This window comes from Bacteroides sedimenti (assembly GCF_040365225.1).
GTDB classification, from domain to species: domain Bacteria; phylum Bacteroidota; class Bacteroidia; order Bacteroidales; family Bacteroidaceae; genus Bacteroides; species Bacteroides sedimenti.
Genome location: NZ_AP028055.1, coordinates 547786 through 566949, shown reverse-complemented (window position 1 = coordinate 566949; position 19164 = coordinate 547786). Strand labels below are relative to the sequence as shown.

Genomic DNA, 19164 nt, shown 5'->3' with positions numbered 1-19164 from the left:
TATGGTGGATTTAAAAACGGAATTTGCGGGATTGAAGTTAAAAAATCCCATCATTATCAGCAGTTCGGGGCTAACAAGCAGTGCCGAAAAAAACAAAAGACTAGAAGAGGCCGGAGCAGGTGCAGTTGTATTGAAATCACTCTTCGAAGAGCAAATAATGCAAAAAGCAAAACAGGTTAATGAACCAATTTACTATCCGGAAGGTGGAAATTATCTGACTGAACACCTATACGCACAGGTATTATCCGATTACCTGAAGCTGATACAGGAAAGTAAGAAACATTGCTCCATTCCAATCATTGCCAGTATTAACTGTTGTACAAACAAAGATTGGGTGGAGTTTGCGCATAAAATTGAATCTGCCGGAGCAGATGCCATTGAACTTAACATCCTGAGCATTCAGGCATCACCTTATTATGAATGCGGAGAATTTGAAAATCAGCATATTGAAATATTAAGAAAAGTCAAAGAACGGGTGCAGATTCCAATTATTATGAAGTTAGGAACTAATCTTACCAACCCGGTAGCTCTGATAAATAAACTACGCTTACATGGTGCTGAGGGAGTTGTTTTATTCAACCGTTTGTACCAAACTGATATCGATATTGATAAGCTGGAATATGTTTCCGGAGAGATTCTAAGTTCTCCGTCCGATCTCCCGATTTCTTTACGTTGGATAAGTCTCTCTTCAGCTATAATCAGCAATATTGATTATGCTGCTTCAGGAGGTGTACACAATGCCGATTCCGCAATAAAATCTATTCTCACAGGGGCATCTGCAGTAGAGATTTGCAGTGTTATTTACAAGAATGGAGTTCAATATATTCGTCCGATGCTTGAAACCATTGAAAGATGGATGAGCCAGAAAGGCTACGAAAGTATTTCCCAGTTTAAAGGTTTATTGAAAGCCAAAGATATAAACCAGGCAAATGCTTATGAACGAACTCAATTTCTTCGTTATTTCAGCGAAAGAGAATAACATTTATCTCATTCCCCCATATAATTTGTTTTAAGAAGTCACGCAAGTCGCGCAAGTCACGCAGAAAGTAAATAACAAGCTATTATTCAACAATTTGCGAGTGCGTGACTTTCGTTAAAAAAAGCGCGTGACTTAAAAGAAGTCACGCAGCATTATACCAACATCAAGCAGATCGATTTTTTATATCAAAATGCTGATATCACCTTTATATGAGCATTCTATTTTATTTCATTGGCTTGAATTTCTTAATTCATCATTATAATTCTTGCGCTCCATCCGGGTGTACGCCTCCTGTACACCCGGGTGGAAGGCATCGGTACACCCGGGTGTAGAAGACAAGTACACCCGGATAGAGGGTAAAAAACATAGAAATATAATAGGAAAGAAAAACAAAGCCCTAACAATTCAATATGGCAAAGATTGAGAAAAGCTTTTATAAATGATTTATCGGTATAACAGCGATATAATTATTTAAAACCAATCTTTCTATTATATAAACAATAGGATTGTATGAACCTCATCATATCACTTTTTTATCTTTTTAATTTGCAAAGCAAAGAGAAACTTATATATTTGCACAAAATAAAAAAAACTGTGCAATAAAAATGGAACAAAGTTTTATAGCGTACATTGAAAATAGTATTAAAAAAAATTGGGATTTAGATGCCCTGACAGACTATAATGGTGCAACACTTCAGTACAAAGATGTAGCCCGAAAAATTGAAAAGTTACATATCATTTTAGAGGAAAGTGGCATAAAAAAAGGCGATAAAATTGCAATATGCGGTAGAAACAGTTCATTTTGGGGTGTTACTTTCCTTTCAGTAATAACTTACGGAGCCGTAGTGGTTCCTATCCTTCACGAATTTAAAGCGGACAATGTACACAACATTGTGAACCATTCAGAAGCCAGACTTCTTTTTGTTGGTGATGTGGTTTGGGAAAATCTAAATGAAGCGGCAATGCCACTTCTGGAAGGCATCGTACTAATGAACGATTTCTCGGTTCCTGTTTCCCGTTCAGAGAAACTAACGCATGCCCGCGAACATCTGAATGAAATGTTTGGCCAGAAATATCCAAAGAATTTCCGTACGGAACACGTTTCATATCACAAAGATAAACCCGAAGAACTTGCAGTTATCAATTATACCTCGGGAACAACGAGTTATTCTAAAGGTGTAATGCTGCCTTATCGAAGTTTGTGGTCGAACACCCGTTTTGCCCAAGAAGTACTCACTCTGAACCCTGGCGACAAAATTGTGTCTATTCTTCCGATGGCACACATGTATGGCCTTGCTTTTGAATTTTTGTATGAATTCACCCAAGGATGCCATATATACTTCCTGACAAGAATGCCAAGTCCAAAAATCATTTTCCAGGCATTCGCGGAAGTTAAACCAAATCTGGTTATTGCCGTTCCTTTGATTATTGAAAAGATCATTAAAAAGAATATCCTTCCCAAACTGGAAACTCCAACAATGAAGATATTGATGAAGCTTCCTATTATCAACGATAAGATTAAAGCAACTGTACGCGAACAGATGATCAATGCTTTTGGTGGAAATTTCTCCGAAATGATTATCGGTGGTGCAGCCTTTAACAAAGAGATTGAGCAATTCCTGAAAATGATAGAATTCCCTTATACCGTTGGTTATGGAATGACTGAATGCGGACCAATTATTTGTTATGAGGACTGGAAGCAATTCAAAATGGGTTCTTGCGGAAAGGTAGCACCACGCATGGAAATCAAAGTTCTCTCTCCAGATCCTGAAAATGTGGTTGGTGAAATTGTCTGCAAGGGCGACAACGTTATGTTGGGGTACTATAAGAATGAAGAGGCTACAAAACAGACTATTGACAAGGATGGCTGGCTCCATACAGGTGACCTGGGAGTAATTGATGCAGAAGGAAACTTAACCATAAAAGGTCGGAGCAAGAATATGCTTCTGGGAGCATCCGGACAAAATATTTATCCGGAAGAAATTGAGGATATGCTCAACAACCTTCCTTATGTGGCAGAATCAATTATTGTTCAGCAAAACGATAAACTGGTAGGATTGGTTTATCCGGATTTCGACGATGCATTTGCTCATGGACTCACCAATGACGATATTGAGAAAGTGATGGAAGAAAATCGAATTGAACTAAACACCTTGCTTCCGGCATACAGCCAGATTGCTAAAATGAAAATCTATCCTGAAGAGTTTGAAAAAACTCCTAAAAAGAGCATCAAACGATTCCTTTATCAGGAAGCAAAAGGATAATGTAAATTTATAAGATATAATCTTTCACTATAAAGGTGTGCACTTTTCAAACTTGAGTGTACACCTTTATATTTTGTATTATGCAAGATCCGTATAAATAACTCTTTTCTATAATTCAAAAGTAATAAATCAATTGTAAATAAGGCATTCTCGGAATTATTATGTATTATTGCATAAAATATGTAAAATTATATCGATATGAAAAGAGAATATTCACAAATGAGGTTTACTATATTATTTGTTATAGCGGTTGCATTATCGTTTATCTTCTGCAACTCAACTATCAAAGCACAAAATAAATCAGGAGGAATTAATCTTTCTCTCTGGAAAAACATTTCTACCCAACCTTACGATTCACTTCAAACAACCTATCTTAATCTGGGAGTTACTTCGCGTTTAAATAGACTTAATGGAATCGGTGTTAATGCAATCTCTTCGGTTGCTGCAAAAGATGTTAATGGCATCCAGATATCGGGGCTATCTAATGTTGTAGGAGGCAGTGTGAGAGGAGTACAACTTTCCGGATTATGCAACATAAATGGAAACAATGCTTCAGGAATAATCGGAGCAGGAATTGCCAATGTAATTGGTGATAATCTTCAGGGAGCAGGAATCAGCGGATTAATGAACATTACAGGAGATAACTGCCGCGGCGTGCTATTATCCGGACTGATGAATATTACCGGAAGTAATTCTTCGAGCATTGAAATTGCGGGTTTGCTGAACATTGGAGGCGGTTCAAGTTCCAGAGGTGTGAAAGTTGCAGGTATTGGAAACATCATCGGAGAAAATCTCAGTGGAATTGCTGCCGGAGGGTTGATAAATGTATGTGGCAAAAATGTAAACGGCATACAGATTGCCTCATTAGCTAATATTTCCGGCAAACAGACAAACGGGCTTCAATTATCAGCATTGGGAAATATTTCAGTAAATGCCAACGGGCTACAAGTTGCAGGGATCAGTAATATTGCTAAAAAGTTGAATGGAAGTCAAATATCAATATTAAATATTGCTGACGATGTAACCAACGGTGTGCAGGTGGGACTAGTTAACTATAGTCGTTCATCTGCAAAAGCAAAGTTTGGCCTTGTAAATCTTAACCCTTCGACTCGCTATCAGTTAATGATATTTGGAGGAAACACAACTAAAGGAAATTTAGCAGTTCGCTTCAGGAACGAACTTTTCTACACCATGCTGGGAATGGGAACATATTGCCTTGAATCGGGAAAGAAATTCTCTGCATCAACATTCTACCGTACTGGGCTTAGAAAGGAATTTGCACGCAACTGGTCAGTAAGCGGAGATATTGGTTTTCAACATATTGAAACATTCGATAATAAAGGGACAGACAATATCCCGGCCAGAATGTATTCCCTTCAGGCACGACTGAATGTGGAATATCAAATGACAAATAATTTCGGAATCTTCGCATCAGGAGGTTACAATCAAACAAATCGTTACAGTGGAGGTGGCACCTACGAAAAGAAGCCTATAGCAGAGCTGGGGATTATACTTTTTTAATTGCCAGAAAGAGGATGAGTCAAAATATTATGTATATTTTATCAATATAAATCAGCTATTCATAAAATAGTTGCTACCTTTGCACCCCGATAAAAAACAACAAAAGAATCATAAGCATGGAATGGCTTAATACATTATTTCTGACTCACTCTGCACTTCAGGCAGTTATAATATTATCTCTGATTTCAGCTATCGGACTCGGGCTTGGAAAGATTCACATTATGGGAATCTCGCTTGGAGTAACCTTTGTCTTTTTTGCCGGAATTATGGCAGGCCATCTCGGACTCTCAATCGATCCTCAGATGCTTAACTATGCCGAAAGCTTTGGATTGGTTATATTTGTGTACTCATTAGGGCTACAGGTTGGGCCGGGTTTTTTCAGCTCTTTTCGCAGAGGAGGCATGCAGCTAAACATGCTTTCTCTTCTGTTAATAGCCCTTGGAACCATCATCACAGTGATTTTCCACCTCACCACCGGCGTGTCATTACCCGATATGGTAGGTATTCTTTGCGGAGCAACTACCAACACTCCCGCCCTTGGTGCAGCCCAGCAAACATTACAACAAATGGGGCATCCATCAAGTTCACCTGCATTAAGCTGTGCTGTTACTTATCCTTTAGGGGTACTTGGAGTTATATTGGCCGTTTTGATTATACGGAAGTTGTTTGTGAGGAAAGAAGAACTTTCCGTTCAAGATAAGGAAAGCGGCAACAAAACTTACATTGCAGAATTTCAAGTATTCAACCCTGGAATATTTGGAAAAAGCATAAAAGATATCGCTCACTTTACTAACATGAAGTTTGTTATCTCGCGCCTTTGGAGAGACGGAAAGGTAAGCATTCCAACCTCAGAAAAAGTCTTGGCTAAGGGTGACCACCTGTTGGTTGTCACTTCTGAAAAGGATGTGGAAGCGCTTACCATGCTTTTCGGAGAGCAAGAAAAGAAAGACTGGAATAAAGAGGATATCGACTGGAATGCAATCGACAGCCAACTGGTGTCTCAACGCATTGTTGTGACCCGTCCTGAAATAAATGGCAAAAAGCTTGGTTCACTCCGTCTGAGAAATAATTATGGCATTAACATAAGCAGGGTGCATAGAGCTGGTGTACAATTGCTTGCCACACCGGAACTTATCCTCCAAATGGGCGACCGTTTGACTGTGGTTGGTGAAGCTGCTGCTATACAAAATGTAGAAAAAGTACTTGGAAATGCTGTTAAAAGTCTGAAAGAGCCAAACCTGGTTGCTGTATTTATTGGCATTATTCTGGGATTGGCTTTAGGAGCAATTCCTCTTTCAATTCCTGGAATCAGTGCTCCTGTTAAACTCGGTTTGGCAGGTGGTCCTATTATAGTCGGCATATTAATTGGAACATTCGGTCCACGTTTGCACATGATTACCTATACCACTTTAAGTGCCAATCTGATGCTTAGGGGATTAGGTTTATCCATGTATCTGGCATGTCTGGGGCTGGATGCAGGTAGCCATTTCTTTGAAACCGTTGTTCGTCCTGAAGGTGCACTTTGGATTGGCTTGGGCTTTATCATTACTTTTATACCTGTAGTTATTACCGGTTTGATTGCATTGAGGGTTATGAAAATAGATTTTGGCACAGTATCGGGTATGCTTTGTGGCACCATGGCCAACCCAATGGCATTGAATTATGTAAACGACACGGTCGAAGGAGACAATCCTTCCGTTTCGTACGCTACCGTTTATCCGCTAAGCATGTTCTTGCGGGTAATTATCGCTCAGGTTATTCTGATGTTTTTCTTATAAAGATCCAACACTAATTAAAACCGAACCGCATCTACTAGCCGAAGACTACTAAATAGATCTTATGTATTGAATTTATCCTGTTAACTTATTTATAATGCTTAGTCACAATATGTCTTAAACTTCTGCAATCACATACATTGAATCTTACATAAAATACATTAAAAAACGTGCCGGAAGTGTTCTTCCGGCACGTTTTTTAATTCAATTATACAAATATCATTCATGGACATGAATGCCCAAGATTCTATATACTATTTTTCTTTAACTGTTTTAAGGCCATTTTTATAGTTAAAAGCAAAAGTAAAGAAGATAGCAATTGTGAGCGCATATGCCGCAAATATCAACCAAATTGAATGCCAGTCTCGACTAATCAGTTGGGATTGTCCGGATACAATTGCATACTTTGAGAAGAAGTCCACCACTGCTCCACTTGCATATCCGCCCATAATAGCCCCCAATCCATTCGTCATCATGAAGAATAGTCCCTGAGCACTCGCTCTGATTTGTGGTGTTGTTTCCATTTCCACAAATAAAGAACCTGAAATATTGAAGAAGTCAAAAGCCATGCCATATACAATCATTGACAGAATCAGCAAAGGCAATCCTTCGCCAGGATTTCCAACTCCAAAGAGCCCAAAGCGAAATACCCATGCAATCATGCTAATCAACATAACCTGTTTAATTCCAAAACGACGAAGGAAAAATGGAATAGCGAGAATAAATAAGGTTTCAGACATTTGTGATATAGAGAGTAGAATAACAGAATGCTTTACTCCGAAAGAATCGGCATACTGAGGTATTTCTTTGAAACTACTCAAAAACAAATCCCCATAAGAATTAGTAATCTGAAGGGCTGCACCAAGAAGCATGGAGAAAAAGAAGAAGATAGCCATTTTTCTCCTTTTAAAAAGTACCAACGCATCTAAGCCAAAAGAAGATAACAACGTTTTGTTTTCGCTTTTTGCCGGAGGACATTTAGGCAAGGTAAAAGAATAAATCCCCAGAAATAGAGCAGAAATGGAACTCACATATAGTTGCGCTGACGAATGTTTAAAGCCGGTTAAGTCAACCGCCCACATTGCGCAGATAAAGCCGATAGTTCCCCACACACGAATCGGAGGGAAATCTTTCACAATATCAAATCGATTATTCTCCAGGGCATTATATGAAACAGTATTAGCCAGTGATAATGTGGGCATGTACACCATCAGGTTTAGCAGCATAGCCCAATACATTTCATCATAACCGGTCAGTGTTGATGCATAAAACAAAAAAGACGCACCAAGTAAATGGCAAATTCCCAATAAACGTTCAGCATTTATCCACTTGTCGGCTATAATCCCTATCAAACCGGGCATTATAAGAGAAGCAATCCCCATCGTTGCAAAGATTGCTCCAATTTGTCCACCTTCAAAATGAAGGTTTCTCCCCATATATCCTCCCAAAGAAATTAACCAAGCTCCCCACACAAAGAATTGCAGGAAGTTCATAAGAATCAAACGATTTTTAATGCTCATTTTATAACGCAAATTTATATTTTACATAGTATTTGAATAGTATGACAAATATAAATATTAAATTGATAAAAATGCAATATTCCTGATTCTTAAAAACTTTTTTTCTGTAAGAAAACTTCTCCGTTGCAAAATAGAGTCTATTCTCAGACTCCTTTAATCATTGTTAGCAACATCTTGAACTGTTCAGTTGCAAATAATGCATGAGGAATATTGGCAGGCATAATGATAGTATCTCCATCCTTCGTATGAAAAGGATTTCCACCAACCATAATAATCGCTTTTCCTTCCAAAATTTGTACCATAGCATCAAAAGGAGCAGTATGTTCGCTCAACCCTTGTCCTTTGTCAAAAGAGAAAAGAGTAATGTTTCCAGCTTCATTTTTCAGTACTTGTTTACTTACAACTCCACCGGCAGAATAGTCTATCAACTCTGCGAAATTCAAAATTGTTCCTTTTTTAAATAGTTCTTCCATAACTTTTTTTGTTTAATATGAGTCAAAGTTAGCAAGAAATATTAGCTAATAATTGTCTCATTTGTTACATCTGTACAAAGAAAGACAATATTTTATCTACTATATCAGAAATTGAAAAAGAATGCACTTTAAAATCGTTTGAAAGGTTAATCTGTAAGATGAATGAATTATGCACTCCTCACCGAAATAACATAGTTATATTATGTTAATTTTAGATTGCTTATATAAAATATTATTCAATTTTTGTTTTTCTTTTTAAATATATTATAATATATTTGTAATTATCATAAATTATAAAAAATAAATAGTTCTTTTCATTTTGGATTCTTTAATCCCTATTTCTTCTAACAACCACCACAATAGCTCAGATAAATATTATTTAATTTTATATTGTTTATAATAAACAAACACAAATTAGGAAGGATTATCAAATAAACAAGAGAATATCACTCATTCCATCCTTACAATAAGCAAAAAGTTAATGATTTGAATATCATTAACTTTAAAATAAATTGAAGCAGGAATAAATTTACATTCATGTAGTTTTATATGGACAAAATTACTCAAAACTATTATTAACCTTTTTCTATTTTATAACTAATTTCTAAATAATATGAATAAACAATTCTTAAAAGTGTTTTCTAAAAGGTGTCTATCGGCCTTTGCTATCACTTTAATATTCTCCACAGGAGAAAGTCTGAGTGCAATAGCCAGTGTAACAAACGGGAAAAATGCTTCATACAGCATTAAAGAACAATTACAGAATATAACTGTAAAGGGCCAAGTAACAGACACAAAAGGCGAAGCCATTATTGGAGCAAGTATCTCGGAAAAGGGAACTTCTAATGGCATAATCTCTGATGTGAATGGTAAATTTACTTTAACAGTAAAAGCAAAAGCAACTTTAGTTGTTACATGTATTGGATTTAAACCTACTTCCGTTGCAGTTGGCACTTCATCTACTATTAATATTGTCTTAACAGAAGACACTAAGACATTAGATGAAGTTGTTGTAACAGCCATGGGTATTAAAAAGGAAAAGAAAGCACTTGGATATTCTGTACAGGATATTAAAAGTGATGAAATACTAAAAAATAAAAACACCAACGTAATCAATTCATTAAATGGTAAAATTGCAGGTGTAAACGTTACGCAAGGTGGCGGCGGAGCTGGTTCTGGGGCAAATATTGTTATCCGTGGAGGTACTTCTCTGGAACGTGACAATCAGCCTCTATTCGTTATTGATGGTATGATTTATGATAACACTACAGATATAGGTGGTAATAGCGGATTTGATGGTGCAATGCGTACAAACTCCACATATAGCAACCGTGTTATGGATATTAACCCGGAAGACGTTGAAAGCATGTCGGTACTTAAAGGTCCTGCTGCTGCAGCCTTATATGGATCGAAAGCTGCTGCAGGTGTTGTAGTTATTACTACAAAAAAAGGACAAGAGGGAAATGTTAAGGTAAATCTTAGTTCCAAGTTTAGTACTAATTGGGTAAACCGGTATCCGGAACAACAAGATCAATATAAAAGAGGATATTATAACACTGCCGGAGGATTAGATGAATATACCCTTCAATCATGGGGCGAAAAATTCAAAACTGGAGAAAAGATGTATAACAACATAGAAGATTTCTTCAAGAGTTCAGGCACGTGGGATAATAACATAAATATCTCAGGAGGTAATAAGAATGGGAATTTCTATCTTTCTGCTTCACGGTACGATCAGGATGGAATTATCCCTGAAACAGGTTATATAAAAAACACATTCCGTTTCAATGGAGAACAGAAATATGGCAAACTTACAGCAGGAGCAAATGTTGCTTACTCAGTTGCATCAGCTGATAAATCTCTAACCAGTGGCGGACTTTACAATTCTGGTGGAACAGGGGCTATGGTTTCTGTGTATCGATGGCCTAGGAGTGAAGATATGTCTCATTGGTTAAACGATGATGGTTCAAAATATCGTATGTTTGAAGGATTGCAACAAGTTGACGAAGATATTGATAATCCATACTGGATCGTTAACAGGAATAAGGTCAATGATAAAACGACACGTTTTACCGGAACATTAAACTTAAAACTGGATGTTGTTGATTGGTTTAATATTGCCTATACCGGCGGTACAGACTATTACACGACAAATACCAGAAGATTGATAGAGCCAGGATCTGGTGTGGAGCTCTTATATCAAAAAGGTTTGCTATCCGAAAATGATAGAACATATGAGTATCTCTCATCCAATCTGATGCTAAACTTTAAAAAAGCATTCGGAGATTTCGATTTCAACTTATTGTTAGGTAATACAATAGAAGATACACGAACATCGTCCAACGGGCGATTAGGTTGGAATTTTGTAGCCCCGAATTTCTTCTCTATAACAAATACAGCTCAAACAGATCGTTCGATAACTCAATACAATAGCAGAAAACGTCTTATTGGAGCATATGGTGAATTCCGTGCAGGATATAAGAACATATTATATGCTACTATAACCGGACGCAATGACTGGACTTCGACTTTACCTGTAGATAACCAATCATATTTCTATCCATCTGTGGGAGGTAGCTTTGTCTTTACAGAATTAATTCCCAAAAACAATATACTGTCATTTGGTAAGGTACGCGCATCATGGGCCAGAGTAGGTAAGGATACAGATCCTTATGTAACAAACACCTATCTGGATGATCCTATCATAACTATTTTGGGGGCTAACGGATTTGAAAATGCTTGGACAAAAGGAAATCCGTATTTAAAACCAGAAATTACTAAATCAGTAGAATTAGGACTCGAACTCCGTTTCTTTAACGGACGCTTCGGATTTGATTATACATACTATTCAAACAGGAGTTATAACCAGTTACTAAGCCCGCGTACCAGTCAAACAACCGGATATATTTTCATGAAAACAAATGCCGGAGACATTAATAACAAAGGTATGGAACTTTCGATCACAGGCACTCCTATTAAAACTAAAGACTTTACATGGGACATGACATTGAATATGTCTGGAAACCGCGGCAAGGTGGACAATCTTCTACAAGGACTGGAGGTTTTATATGTAACCGATGTTCAAGTAGGCAATGCAAAAGCGGCTTCGTTTAATAAGGGGAATTTTATGGCTATTTCAGGATCTAAATATGCTCGTGACAAGGATGGTAATATGATCCTAAACTGGGATAACGGAATGCCTACATCTGATGGCCTAACTACTTATGAGATAGGTAATCGAGAGCCTAAATTTCTAGGTGGATTTAACAATAGTCTGCAATATAAAAACTGGAATTTCTCATTTCTATTTGACTACCGAGTTGGTGGAGATATTTACAATGGAACAGATTATTTCATGACTACCACTGGAATGAGCAAGAGAAGCATGAATCGTGAATCGATTACTACAACAGGAGTTGCAAAGAACCCAACTACAGGAGAATTCGAAAAGAAAACCTATACTATCACAGATAAGAATCTGATACAACAATATTGGGAGACCTATTACTCTTATGAATCTGCTAACTTCATGACAAAGACCAACTGGCTACGCTTGCGTTCTGTATCTCTTTCGTATGCTTTTCCAAGTAGCATGTTGAAAAAAACAAAGTTGATAAAAGATCTTTCTGCAACAGTAACAGGCACCAATCTTTTATTGTGGACAAATTACAAGGGGATGGACCCTGAAACTAGTGCTGCAGGAGCAGGTGTAACAGGATCTAGTTCTGTCGGCATTGACTATTGTGGAGTTCCAGCAACTGCAGGGATGTCATTCGGAATTAATATCACATTCTAAAAGTGGGTATCAATTTTTAAACTTATAAAGTAATTGTAAATATGAAAAAACTAATATATTTCAGTTTAAGCATTCTATTTATGTTTAGCTTAAACGCATGCAGCGATTATCTGGATATAAATGACAATCCAAATACGCCTAATAGTACAGTTCCAACGCCGGACCAAAGATTAATGATAATCCAGACAAATTTTTCAGATGCATATGAATCTTCAGGTACTCGTGGTTGTTGGTTTACAGGCAATATTACTAAAACTTACGGAACAACAACAAATGATAAAAATATCAAGTGGGCTCCGGTAATTGGAACTACAACCTGGCCATATCAGGCATGGTTTATTTATACAGCAGCCAATCTTGAACCACTGATTGATAAGGCGACAAAAGAGGAAGCTTGGCATTATATTGGTGCTGCAAAATTAATTCATGCGTGGGGATTTATGACAATGGTTGATGTTTATGGTGAAATGCCATATAAGGAAGCTTTGACAGATAAAATAACTCCTAAATACGATGATGGAGAGACTATCTTTAACGGATGTCTCCAAACGTTGGATGAGGCAATTAAATATTTTGAAATGTCTCAACCTGTAACTGCTACCCCTCTCTCCAAAGGAGATGTGTGGAATGGTGGAGATGTTAATAAATGGATAAAACTTGCTTATGGACTGAAAGCACGCTGGTTGAATAATTTGTCAAAGAAAAAAGGATATAATCCGGATGCTGTATTAGCGGCCTTAGAGAAAGCAGGGCAATCGAATTCAGACAATACTGTTATGAGATATATCAATAGTAGCGACACGAAGCAAGCTGCACTAAGAGCATTACAACATCAAAATTTATCGAGCACAACTTCACGCATCACGAAATGGTATCTCGACTTATTGACAAATACCTTCACAGGTGGCAGTGGCGTAGAAGATCCTCGTACAGACCTCCTTGTTCCAAGTGCTCAATTCCGTATTAACGGAACGCTGAAATATATCAGAACGAAAGGCGTAGATATGTTTAACAGTGATATTCGTAAAAATAGCGGACCTATTGCATATAACATTTATAGCAGATCTCAGGATATGTACGGAGGTAAATTCTATGATAAAGACGGCAAACCTATTAATATGGATATATGGTATACAAGTTCTAAAGTTACAGCAAGACTAGGTGATTCAATCTATGTTCCAATTTATTCGGAATGTTTGAGCTGGCTAGTAAATGGGGGCACTGATGATAGATATATAGCAGCAAATTATAATGGAAAGACAAATCAGATTATATCTACTGGTACTTTTTATACTAGAGCTGATGCACCGGGACACCTACTCTGCTATCCTGAACTTTGCTTTATCAAGGCTGAAGTATTATTCCGTAAAGGTGATAAAGCGGGTGCATTAACAGCATACAAAGCTGGAATCCGCGCACACATGGAACTAATGAATGAAAAGCTTTCAACATACGATCAAACTCAATTTGGAAAACAAATAATTCCTGCGGCAGCTATAAATGATTTTCTTGCTAGTGCTGCTGTTGCCCAAACAACTGCACAGCTGACAATGGCAAAAATTATGCAGCAGAAGTATATTGCATGCTCTTATTCACTTCAAAACTGGAATGATATGCGTCGTTTCAATTATAGTGCAGGGAATATTAAAGATTTTGGCGTGGTATATCCAGATTTCAAGAGACCATATGAATTTGATAGCGAGAGTGCAACACACTTCACTGATAATTCTGATCCGAATAACGAACGTTATTGGATCCGCAGATTTCAACAATGTACACATGAGGTGAATTATAACATTGATAATTTAAAAAAATCAAATCCGGAAGCAACATTACCAACCGTCAATTCTTTACCGGTTTGGTGGGATACAGCTGATTAATAGTCTTACTAAAAGATTAAATGATAAATAAGAGGAGGCCAGATTGGTTTCCTCTTATTTATTTAAAAAATATCACGTTGAAATCTTAAATCTGATATCAATTTCATTAATCAATATCGCTTAAGCCAAATAGTTCATTATATAGACCAACGCTAAGCGTTTTTTTGTATATTTGTTGCCGTTTTTATATACCAAACAAAAGATTGTTAATAAAAACCAACAAACTAAACACTAATTAAATTATAAGAATGAAAGCACAAACTTTATTAAGTTTAACCAGCACTGCACTGTTGGGATTACCAGTCCTTCATTGTGAAGCTGCAGCAAAAGAAAAGCCAATAAATGTTATCTACATTCTGGCAGACGATTTAGGATATGGCGATTTAGGCTGCTACGGACAGCAAATAATTAAAACTCCGAATATTGACCGACTGGCTAAGAACGGAATGCTTTTCACTCAGAATTATGCCGGATGCACAGTAAGTGCACCTTCAAGAGCTTCGTTAATGACAGGGCTACATACTGGACACACACAGATTCGCGGAAACGAAGAAATTGCTCCGGAAGGACAACATCCGTTGACTTCTAAAACTTACACTCTTGGCAGACTTATGAAATCTGCAGGCTATGTTACGGGTATCTTCGGTAAATGGGGACTTGGATATCCTGGTTCTGGTTCTGAACCACGCGATATGGGATTTGATGAGTTTTATGGATACAACTGTCAACGCCAGGCACATAGCTACTACCCTGACCATTTATGGCACAACAGAGAGAAAGTGGTCCTGAAAGAGAACGAAAATGATGGCAGAAAGATATATTCACAAGATTTGATTCATCAAAATGCACTGAAATTTATCAAAGATAACAAGAACAAACCGTTCTTCGCCATGCTGACTTATACTTTGCCACATGCTGAACTGAACCTGCCACACGATTCTATCTATAAGATGTATGAGAACATGTTCCAGGAAAAACCATACAATCCTAAAAATGGTTATTATCCTTCAGATAAACCAAAAGCTTCGTTCGCAGCCATGGTAACTCGCCTTGATTTTTATGTGGGACAAGTGATGAAAGAACTAAAGGATTTGGGGCTGGACAAAAATACACTGGTTATTTTTACCAGTGACAACGGTCCTCACCGCGAAGGTGGAGCCGAACCAGATTTCTTTAAAAGCCACGGACCTTTTAAAGGCATTAAACGTGCTCTTTATGAAGGTGGAATCCGCGTTCCAATGATTGCGTCTATGCCAGGAAAAGTAAAAGCCGGCGTAAAGAACGATCACATATGTGCATTCTGGGATGTAATGCCTACATTGGCCGAACTGACTAAAACTAAAATGCCAATAAAGAGCGACGGAATATCAATGCTGCCCACAATCTTTTCAAAGAAAGGACAACTAGAGCATAAATTCTTATACTGGGAATTCCATGAAGAGGGTGGCCGCCAGGCTATCCGTATGGGAAACTGGAAAGGTATCCGCCAAAAAGTGGCTAGCGGAAAGCCAACATTCGAACTGTATGATCTAAGTAAGGACATCCACGAAGACAATAATGTGGCTGCACAATATCCGGAGAAAGCAAAGGAGATTCAAGAGCTAATGGATAAATGTCGCACAGAATCTAAATTGTTCAACTTTGGAAAGAATGAGCAATAGAATAATTAGATAAAAACATGATTCAGGGCTCTGGAAGAAATAATTTCCAGAGCCTGTTTTATTTGATACAACATGTAACTTTCTGAATTAGATTAAATTTGTCTTTTCATAATACATTAAACAGAAAGGGCAAAAAACAAAGAATATTAACTCCAAACTAAAATATTATGAGAAAGAGGCTCAATATTGCTCTTCTTGTTTGGCTCATCTGCTTGCCGATATGGGCAGGCCATCAACCAGAATTTTCGACAGCCGGTTTCTTTTGTCTGAAGAACTCCGGACGTGAAGTGTACTCCATGAATCCGGCTTGGCGATTCTTTAAAGGAACGGCATCAGGTGCCGAAAGCATTAACTTTAATGACAAAAACTGGGAAATGGTGTCACTTCCTAACGGAATAGAATATATACCTACTGAGGCCAGCGGTTGCAGCAACTATCAAGGCGAGGTGTGGTATCGTAAACATTTCACTCCCGAGGAATCGTTGAAAGGAAAGAAACTTTTCCTGCATTTCGAAGCGATCATGGGAAAATGCAAAATCTATGTAAACGGCAAACTACTAACCGAACACTTTGGCGGTTATCTTCCTGTAGTAACCGATGTAACTGATGCTTTGAAATGGAATGAAGACAACGTGATTGCCGTATGGGCCGACAACAGCGACGATCCGTCGTACCCTCCCGGAAAACAACAGGACATGCTTGACTTTGCATATTTCGGAGGTGTATATCGAGATTGCTGGTTGATAGCCCATAACAATGTTTTTATAACCGATCCAAATTATGAAAACGTGGAAGCGGGCGGTGGATTATTCGTTTCATACGACAAAGTATCTGAAAGTTCTGCGTTGGTTATGCTGAAACTCCATATTCGAAACTCAGCACAACAGAATTTTAAGGGTACAGCTGAATTTGAACTGCAACAACCGGATGGACGAAGGGTAGCTATTCAGAAAGAGAAAGTAATGGTTAGCGCCAATGCCGCCGAAAGTTTCTACAATAAGATACTGCTTAAAAATCCGATGTTATGGAGTCCCGAATCACCCACTCTTTACAACCTGTATGTACGAATCAAAGATCAGAAGGGAAAAGTGGTTGATGGATATCGTAAGAGAATTGGTATCCGAAGCATTGAATTTAAAGGGGTCGATGGATTTTGGCTGAATGGTAGACCTTATAAAAATCCGCTGATTGGAGCCAATCGACATCAGGATTACGCAATTGTGGGTAATGCTGTTGCCAATAATGCGCATTGGAGGGATGCGAAAAAATTACGCGATGCAGGTTTGAAAATTATTCGTAATGCACACTGTCCTCAAGATCCAGCTTTTATGGATGCCTGCGACGAACTGGGACTTTTCGTTATTGTTAATACCCCAGGCTGGCAATTCTGGAATAATGCGCCAGTGTTTGAGCAACGAGTATTCAGCGATATCCGTAACATGGTACGCAGAGACCGAAACCACCCATGCGTGTGGTTATGGGAACCTATTCTGAATGAGACCTGGTATCCGGAAACATTTGCCAAAAACACGAAAGAGCTGGTTGAAAAAGAGTATCCTTACCCCTACTCCAATTCTGCATGCGACTTACAAGCAAGAGGAAGTGAATATTTCTCTATTCTTTTTGCTCATCCATTTGAAGGAGATATTGATAAGCATGATCGTTTGGGTAACTATGATAAGACAAAGACCTATTTCACCCGCGAGTGGGGAGATAATGTAGACGACTGGAGCAGTCATAACTCCCCCAGCCGTGTGGCACGTAACTGGGGCGAACAACCTATGTTGATACAGGCACAACACTATGCACATCCTTCTTACCAATACACTTGCTACGAAACATTGTATCGTGTTTCTCGTCAGCATATGGGCGGATGCCTGTGGCACTCATTCGATCATCAACGCGGCTATCATCCTGATCCATTTTACGGTGGAATAATGGATGTTTTCCGCCAGCCCAAATATTCTTATTATATGTTTCAGGCACAGCGAGAACCGGTAAAAAGCGACCTGATTGCCGAAACCGGCCCCATGGTTTATATTGCTCACGAAATGTCGCCCTTCTCATCAAAAGATGTAACTGTATATTCCAACTGCGATGAGGTACGACTCACTTACAACAAAGGAGGAAAGACCTACACCTGGAAAAAGGATAAATCCTTAGGAGGCATGCCATCGCCAGTCATTACTTTCAAGGATGTATTCGACTTTATGGTAGATAAGAAACTGGCAAGAGAACAGAAACAGGCTGAAGTATTCTTGCTAGCCGAGGGATTGATAGACGGAAAAGTGGTGGCGACACACAAGGTATGCCCGGCACTTCGTCCATCAAAACTACTGTTATGGGTTGATAATGAAGGAACAGAACTCGAAGCCAATGGATCTGACTTTGTGACCGTTGTTGCAGCCGTGGCCGATAATAATGGAAACATAAAACGGTTGAGTAATTACTATGTTAAGTTCAAAGTTGAAGGAGAAGGCCGATTGCTGGGAGACAATGAAGTTTTGGCAAATCCTGTGGAGGTACGCTGGGGAACAGCTCCAGCTTTGATTCAGTCGACCACCAAACCGGGCAAAATAAAAATAACTGCTTCTGTTTTATTTGAAGGTTCACAAAGACCTGCCAGTGCAGAACTGGAAATTGAAAGCCACCCATCGGTATTCCCTATGGTTTATAATCCAGCAGAAGCCGAATTGATTCCTACAGTCTCACCGTCTAAAACAGATGCTTCGGAAAACAAGCCGGCTTCTTCTCAGGAAGAAATCAATAAGCGTAAAAGGCAAAACGAGCAGAAATTGAAGGAAGTAGAACGTCAGCAGAGTGAATTTGGTGAAAAACGATGAAAAGCAATTTTATTACGGATAGATTAATCTCACAATGAAAATGAATGCGCGGAAAATCATCTCTTATTTTTGTATATATAGGGGGTGAAATAAAAAGTTCCGCGCTTCATTACCAATAGATTAGCTCAAAAAGTAACAAAGTAAGACAGAAAACAACGAGAAGAATTCTCATTCTCCAAGCCGAAGTTGGGTTAAAATATATTTAACACCTAATTATCAATTGATTAACACTGCATGAATTATACAAAAGAGATTTCTTGATAAAAATAAGCACTTGATTTTACCCCTCAAGGCAGATGTCAATATATAGTTTTTTCATTTTACATCCTTGGATAGTAATAGTACAACAGTAACCTCATCACTTAATTGGTTGATTAGATTCTGAATGTATTATTCCGGGGGGGGGCGAATCCCCCAGCTTCCGCTATTGCATTTATTTTAATATGCTATTA

10 protein-coding genes are annotated in these 19164 nt (G+C 38.2%); 8 read left to right on the top strand and 2 right to left on the bottom strand.

What is annotated here, in order from left to right; translation table 11 throughout:
• Nucleotide 1: 1 nt before the first annotated feature.
• The 4 genes from ABWU87_RS02130 (at nt 2) to ABWU87_RS02115 (ending at nt 6542) form a co-directional block, all read left to right on the top strand.
• A complete protein-coding gene (locus tag ABWU87_RS02130) occupies nt 2-979 on the top strand; it encodes a dihydroorotate dehydrogenase-like protein (protein ID WP_353332847.1) in 978 nt (325 codons plus the stop codon).
• A 605-nt stretch (nt 980-1584) separates the two neighbouring features.
• Nucleotides 1585-3243, top strand: coding sequence for an AMP-binding protein (locus ABWU87_RS02125; RefSeq protein ID WP_353332845.1), 1659 nt, complete (start codon nt 1585-1587; stop codon nt 3241-3243).
• A 198-nt stretch (nt 3244-3441) separates the two neighbouring features.
• The gene (locus ABWU87_RS02120; RefSeq protein ID WP_353332843.1) at nt 3442-4764 is read left to right on the top strand and encodes a hypothetical protein; all 1323 of its coding nucleotides are present in this window, start codon (nt 3442-3444) and stop codon (nt 4762-4764) included.
• 116 nt (nt 4765-4880) lie between these two features.
• On the top strand, nt 4881-6542 hold the full coding sequence (locus ABWU87_RS02115; RefSeq protein WP_353332841.1) for a putative transporter: 1662 nt from the start codon (nt 4881-4883) through the stop codon (nt 6540-6542).
• Between the two features lie 251 nt (nt 6543-6793).
• Here the strand turns inward: ABWU87_RS02115 and ABWU87_RS02110 are convergent, their stop codons facing one another.
• Entirely contained in the window at nt 6794-8059 is a 1266-nt protein-coding gene (locus tag ABWU87_RS02110) for a nucleoside permease (RefSeq protein ID WP_353332839.1), read from the bottom strand.
• A 143-nt stretch (nt 8060-8202) separates the two neighbouring features.
• Nucleotides 8203-8532 carry a cupin domain-containing protein gene (locus ABWU87_RS02105; protein WP_353332837.1) on the bottom strand — a complete coding sequence of 110 codons (330 nt, stop codon included), beginning with the start codon at nt 8530-8532 and terminating at the stop codon, nt 8203-8205.
• Nucleotides 8533-9145: 613 nt separating this feature from the next.
• Here ABWU87_RS02105 and ABWU87_RS02100 point away from each other — a divergent pair.
• The 4 genes from ABWU87_RS02100 to ABWU87_RS02085 all read left to right on the top strand — a co-directional run bounded on the left by ABWU87_RS02100 (nt 9146) and on the right by ABWU87_RS02085 (nt 18712).
• On the top strand, nt 9146-12328 hold the full coding sequence (locus tag ABWU87_RS02100; protein ID WP_353332835.1) for a SusC/RagA family TonB-linked outer membrane protein: 3183 nt from the start codon (nt 9146-9148) through the stop codon (nt 12326-12328).
• Nucleotides 12329-12369: 41 nt separating this feature from the next.
• Nucleotides 12370-14208: a SusD/RagB family nutrient-binding outer membrane lipoprotein gene (locus tag ABWU87_RS02095; RefSeq protein WP_353332833.1), complete on the top strand. Its 1839-nt coding sequence runs from the start codon at nt 12370-12372 to the stop codon at nt 14206-14208.
• Nucleotides 14209-14456: 248 nt separating this feature from the next.
• Complete coding sequence (locus ABWU87_RS02090; protein WP_353332831.1) at nt 14457-15869, top strand: arylsulfatase; 1413 nt, start codon at nt 14457-14459, stop codon at nt 15867-15869.
• Between the two features lie 167 nt (nt 15870-16036).
• Nucleotides 16037-18712 carry a glycoside hydrolase family 2 TIM barrel-domain containing protein gene (locus ABWU87_RS02085; protein ID WP_353332829.1) on the top strand — a complete coding sequence of 892 codons (2676 nt, stop codon included), beginning with the start codon at nt 16037-16039 and terminating at the stop codon, nt 18710-18712.
• The last annotated feature ends 452 nt before the right edge of the window (nt 18713-19164 follow it).

What these genes read in the sequence shown, in the direction of transcription:
- ABWU87_RS02100 (WP_353332835.1), top strand. Translation starts at nt 9,146, where the DNA reads ATGAATAAACAATTCTTAAAAGTGTTTTCTAAAAGGTGTCTATCGGCC.
- ABWU87_RS02110 (WP_353332839.1), bottom strand. Translation starts at nt 8,059, where the DNA reads ATGAGCATTAAAAATCGTTTGATTCTTATGAACTTCCTGCAATTCTTT.
- ABWU87_RS02115 (WP_353332841.1), top strand. Translation starts at nt 4,881, where the DNA reads ATGGAATGGCTTAATACATTATTTCTGACTCACTCTGCACTTCAGGCA.
- ABWU87_RS02125 (WP_353332845.1), top strand. Translation starts at nt 1,585, where the DNA reads ATGGAACAAAGTTTTATAGCGTACATTGAAAATAGTATTAAAAAAAAT.
- ABWU87_RS02120 (WP_353332843.1), top strand. Translation starts at nt 3,442, where the DNA reads ATGAAAAGAGAATATTCACAAATGAGGTTTACTATATTATTTGTTATA.
- ABWU87_RS02095 (WP_353332833.1), top strand. Translation starts at nt 12,370, where the DNA reads ATGAAAAAACTAATATATTTCAGTTTAAGCATTCTATTTATGTTTAGC.
- ABWU87_RS02085 (WP_353332829.1), top strand. Translation starts at nt 16,037, where the DNA reads ATGAGAAAGAGGCTCAATATTGCTCTTCTTGTTTGGCTCATCTGCTTG.
- ABWU87_RS02105 (WP_353332837.1), bottom strand. Translation starts at nt 8,532, where the DNA reads ATGGAAGAACTATTTAAAAAAGGAACAATTTTGAATTTCGCAGAGTTG.
- ABWU87_RS02130 (WP_353332847.1), top strand. Translation starts at nt 2, where the DNA reads ATGGTGGATTTAAAAACGGAATTTGCGGGATTGAAGTTAAAAAATCCC.
- ABWU87_RS02090 (WP_353332831.1), top strand. Translation starts at nt 14,457, where the DNA reads ATGAAAGCACAAACTTTATTAAGTTTAACCAGCACTGCACTGTTGGGA.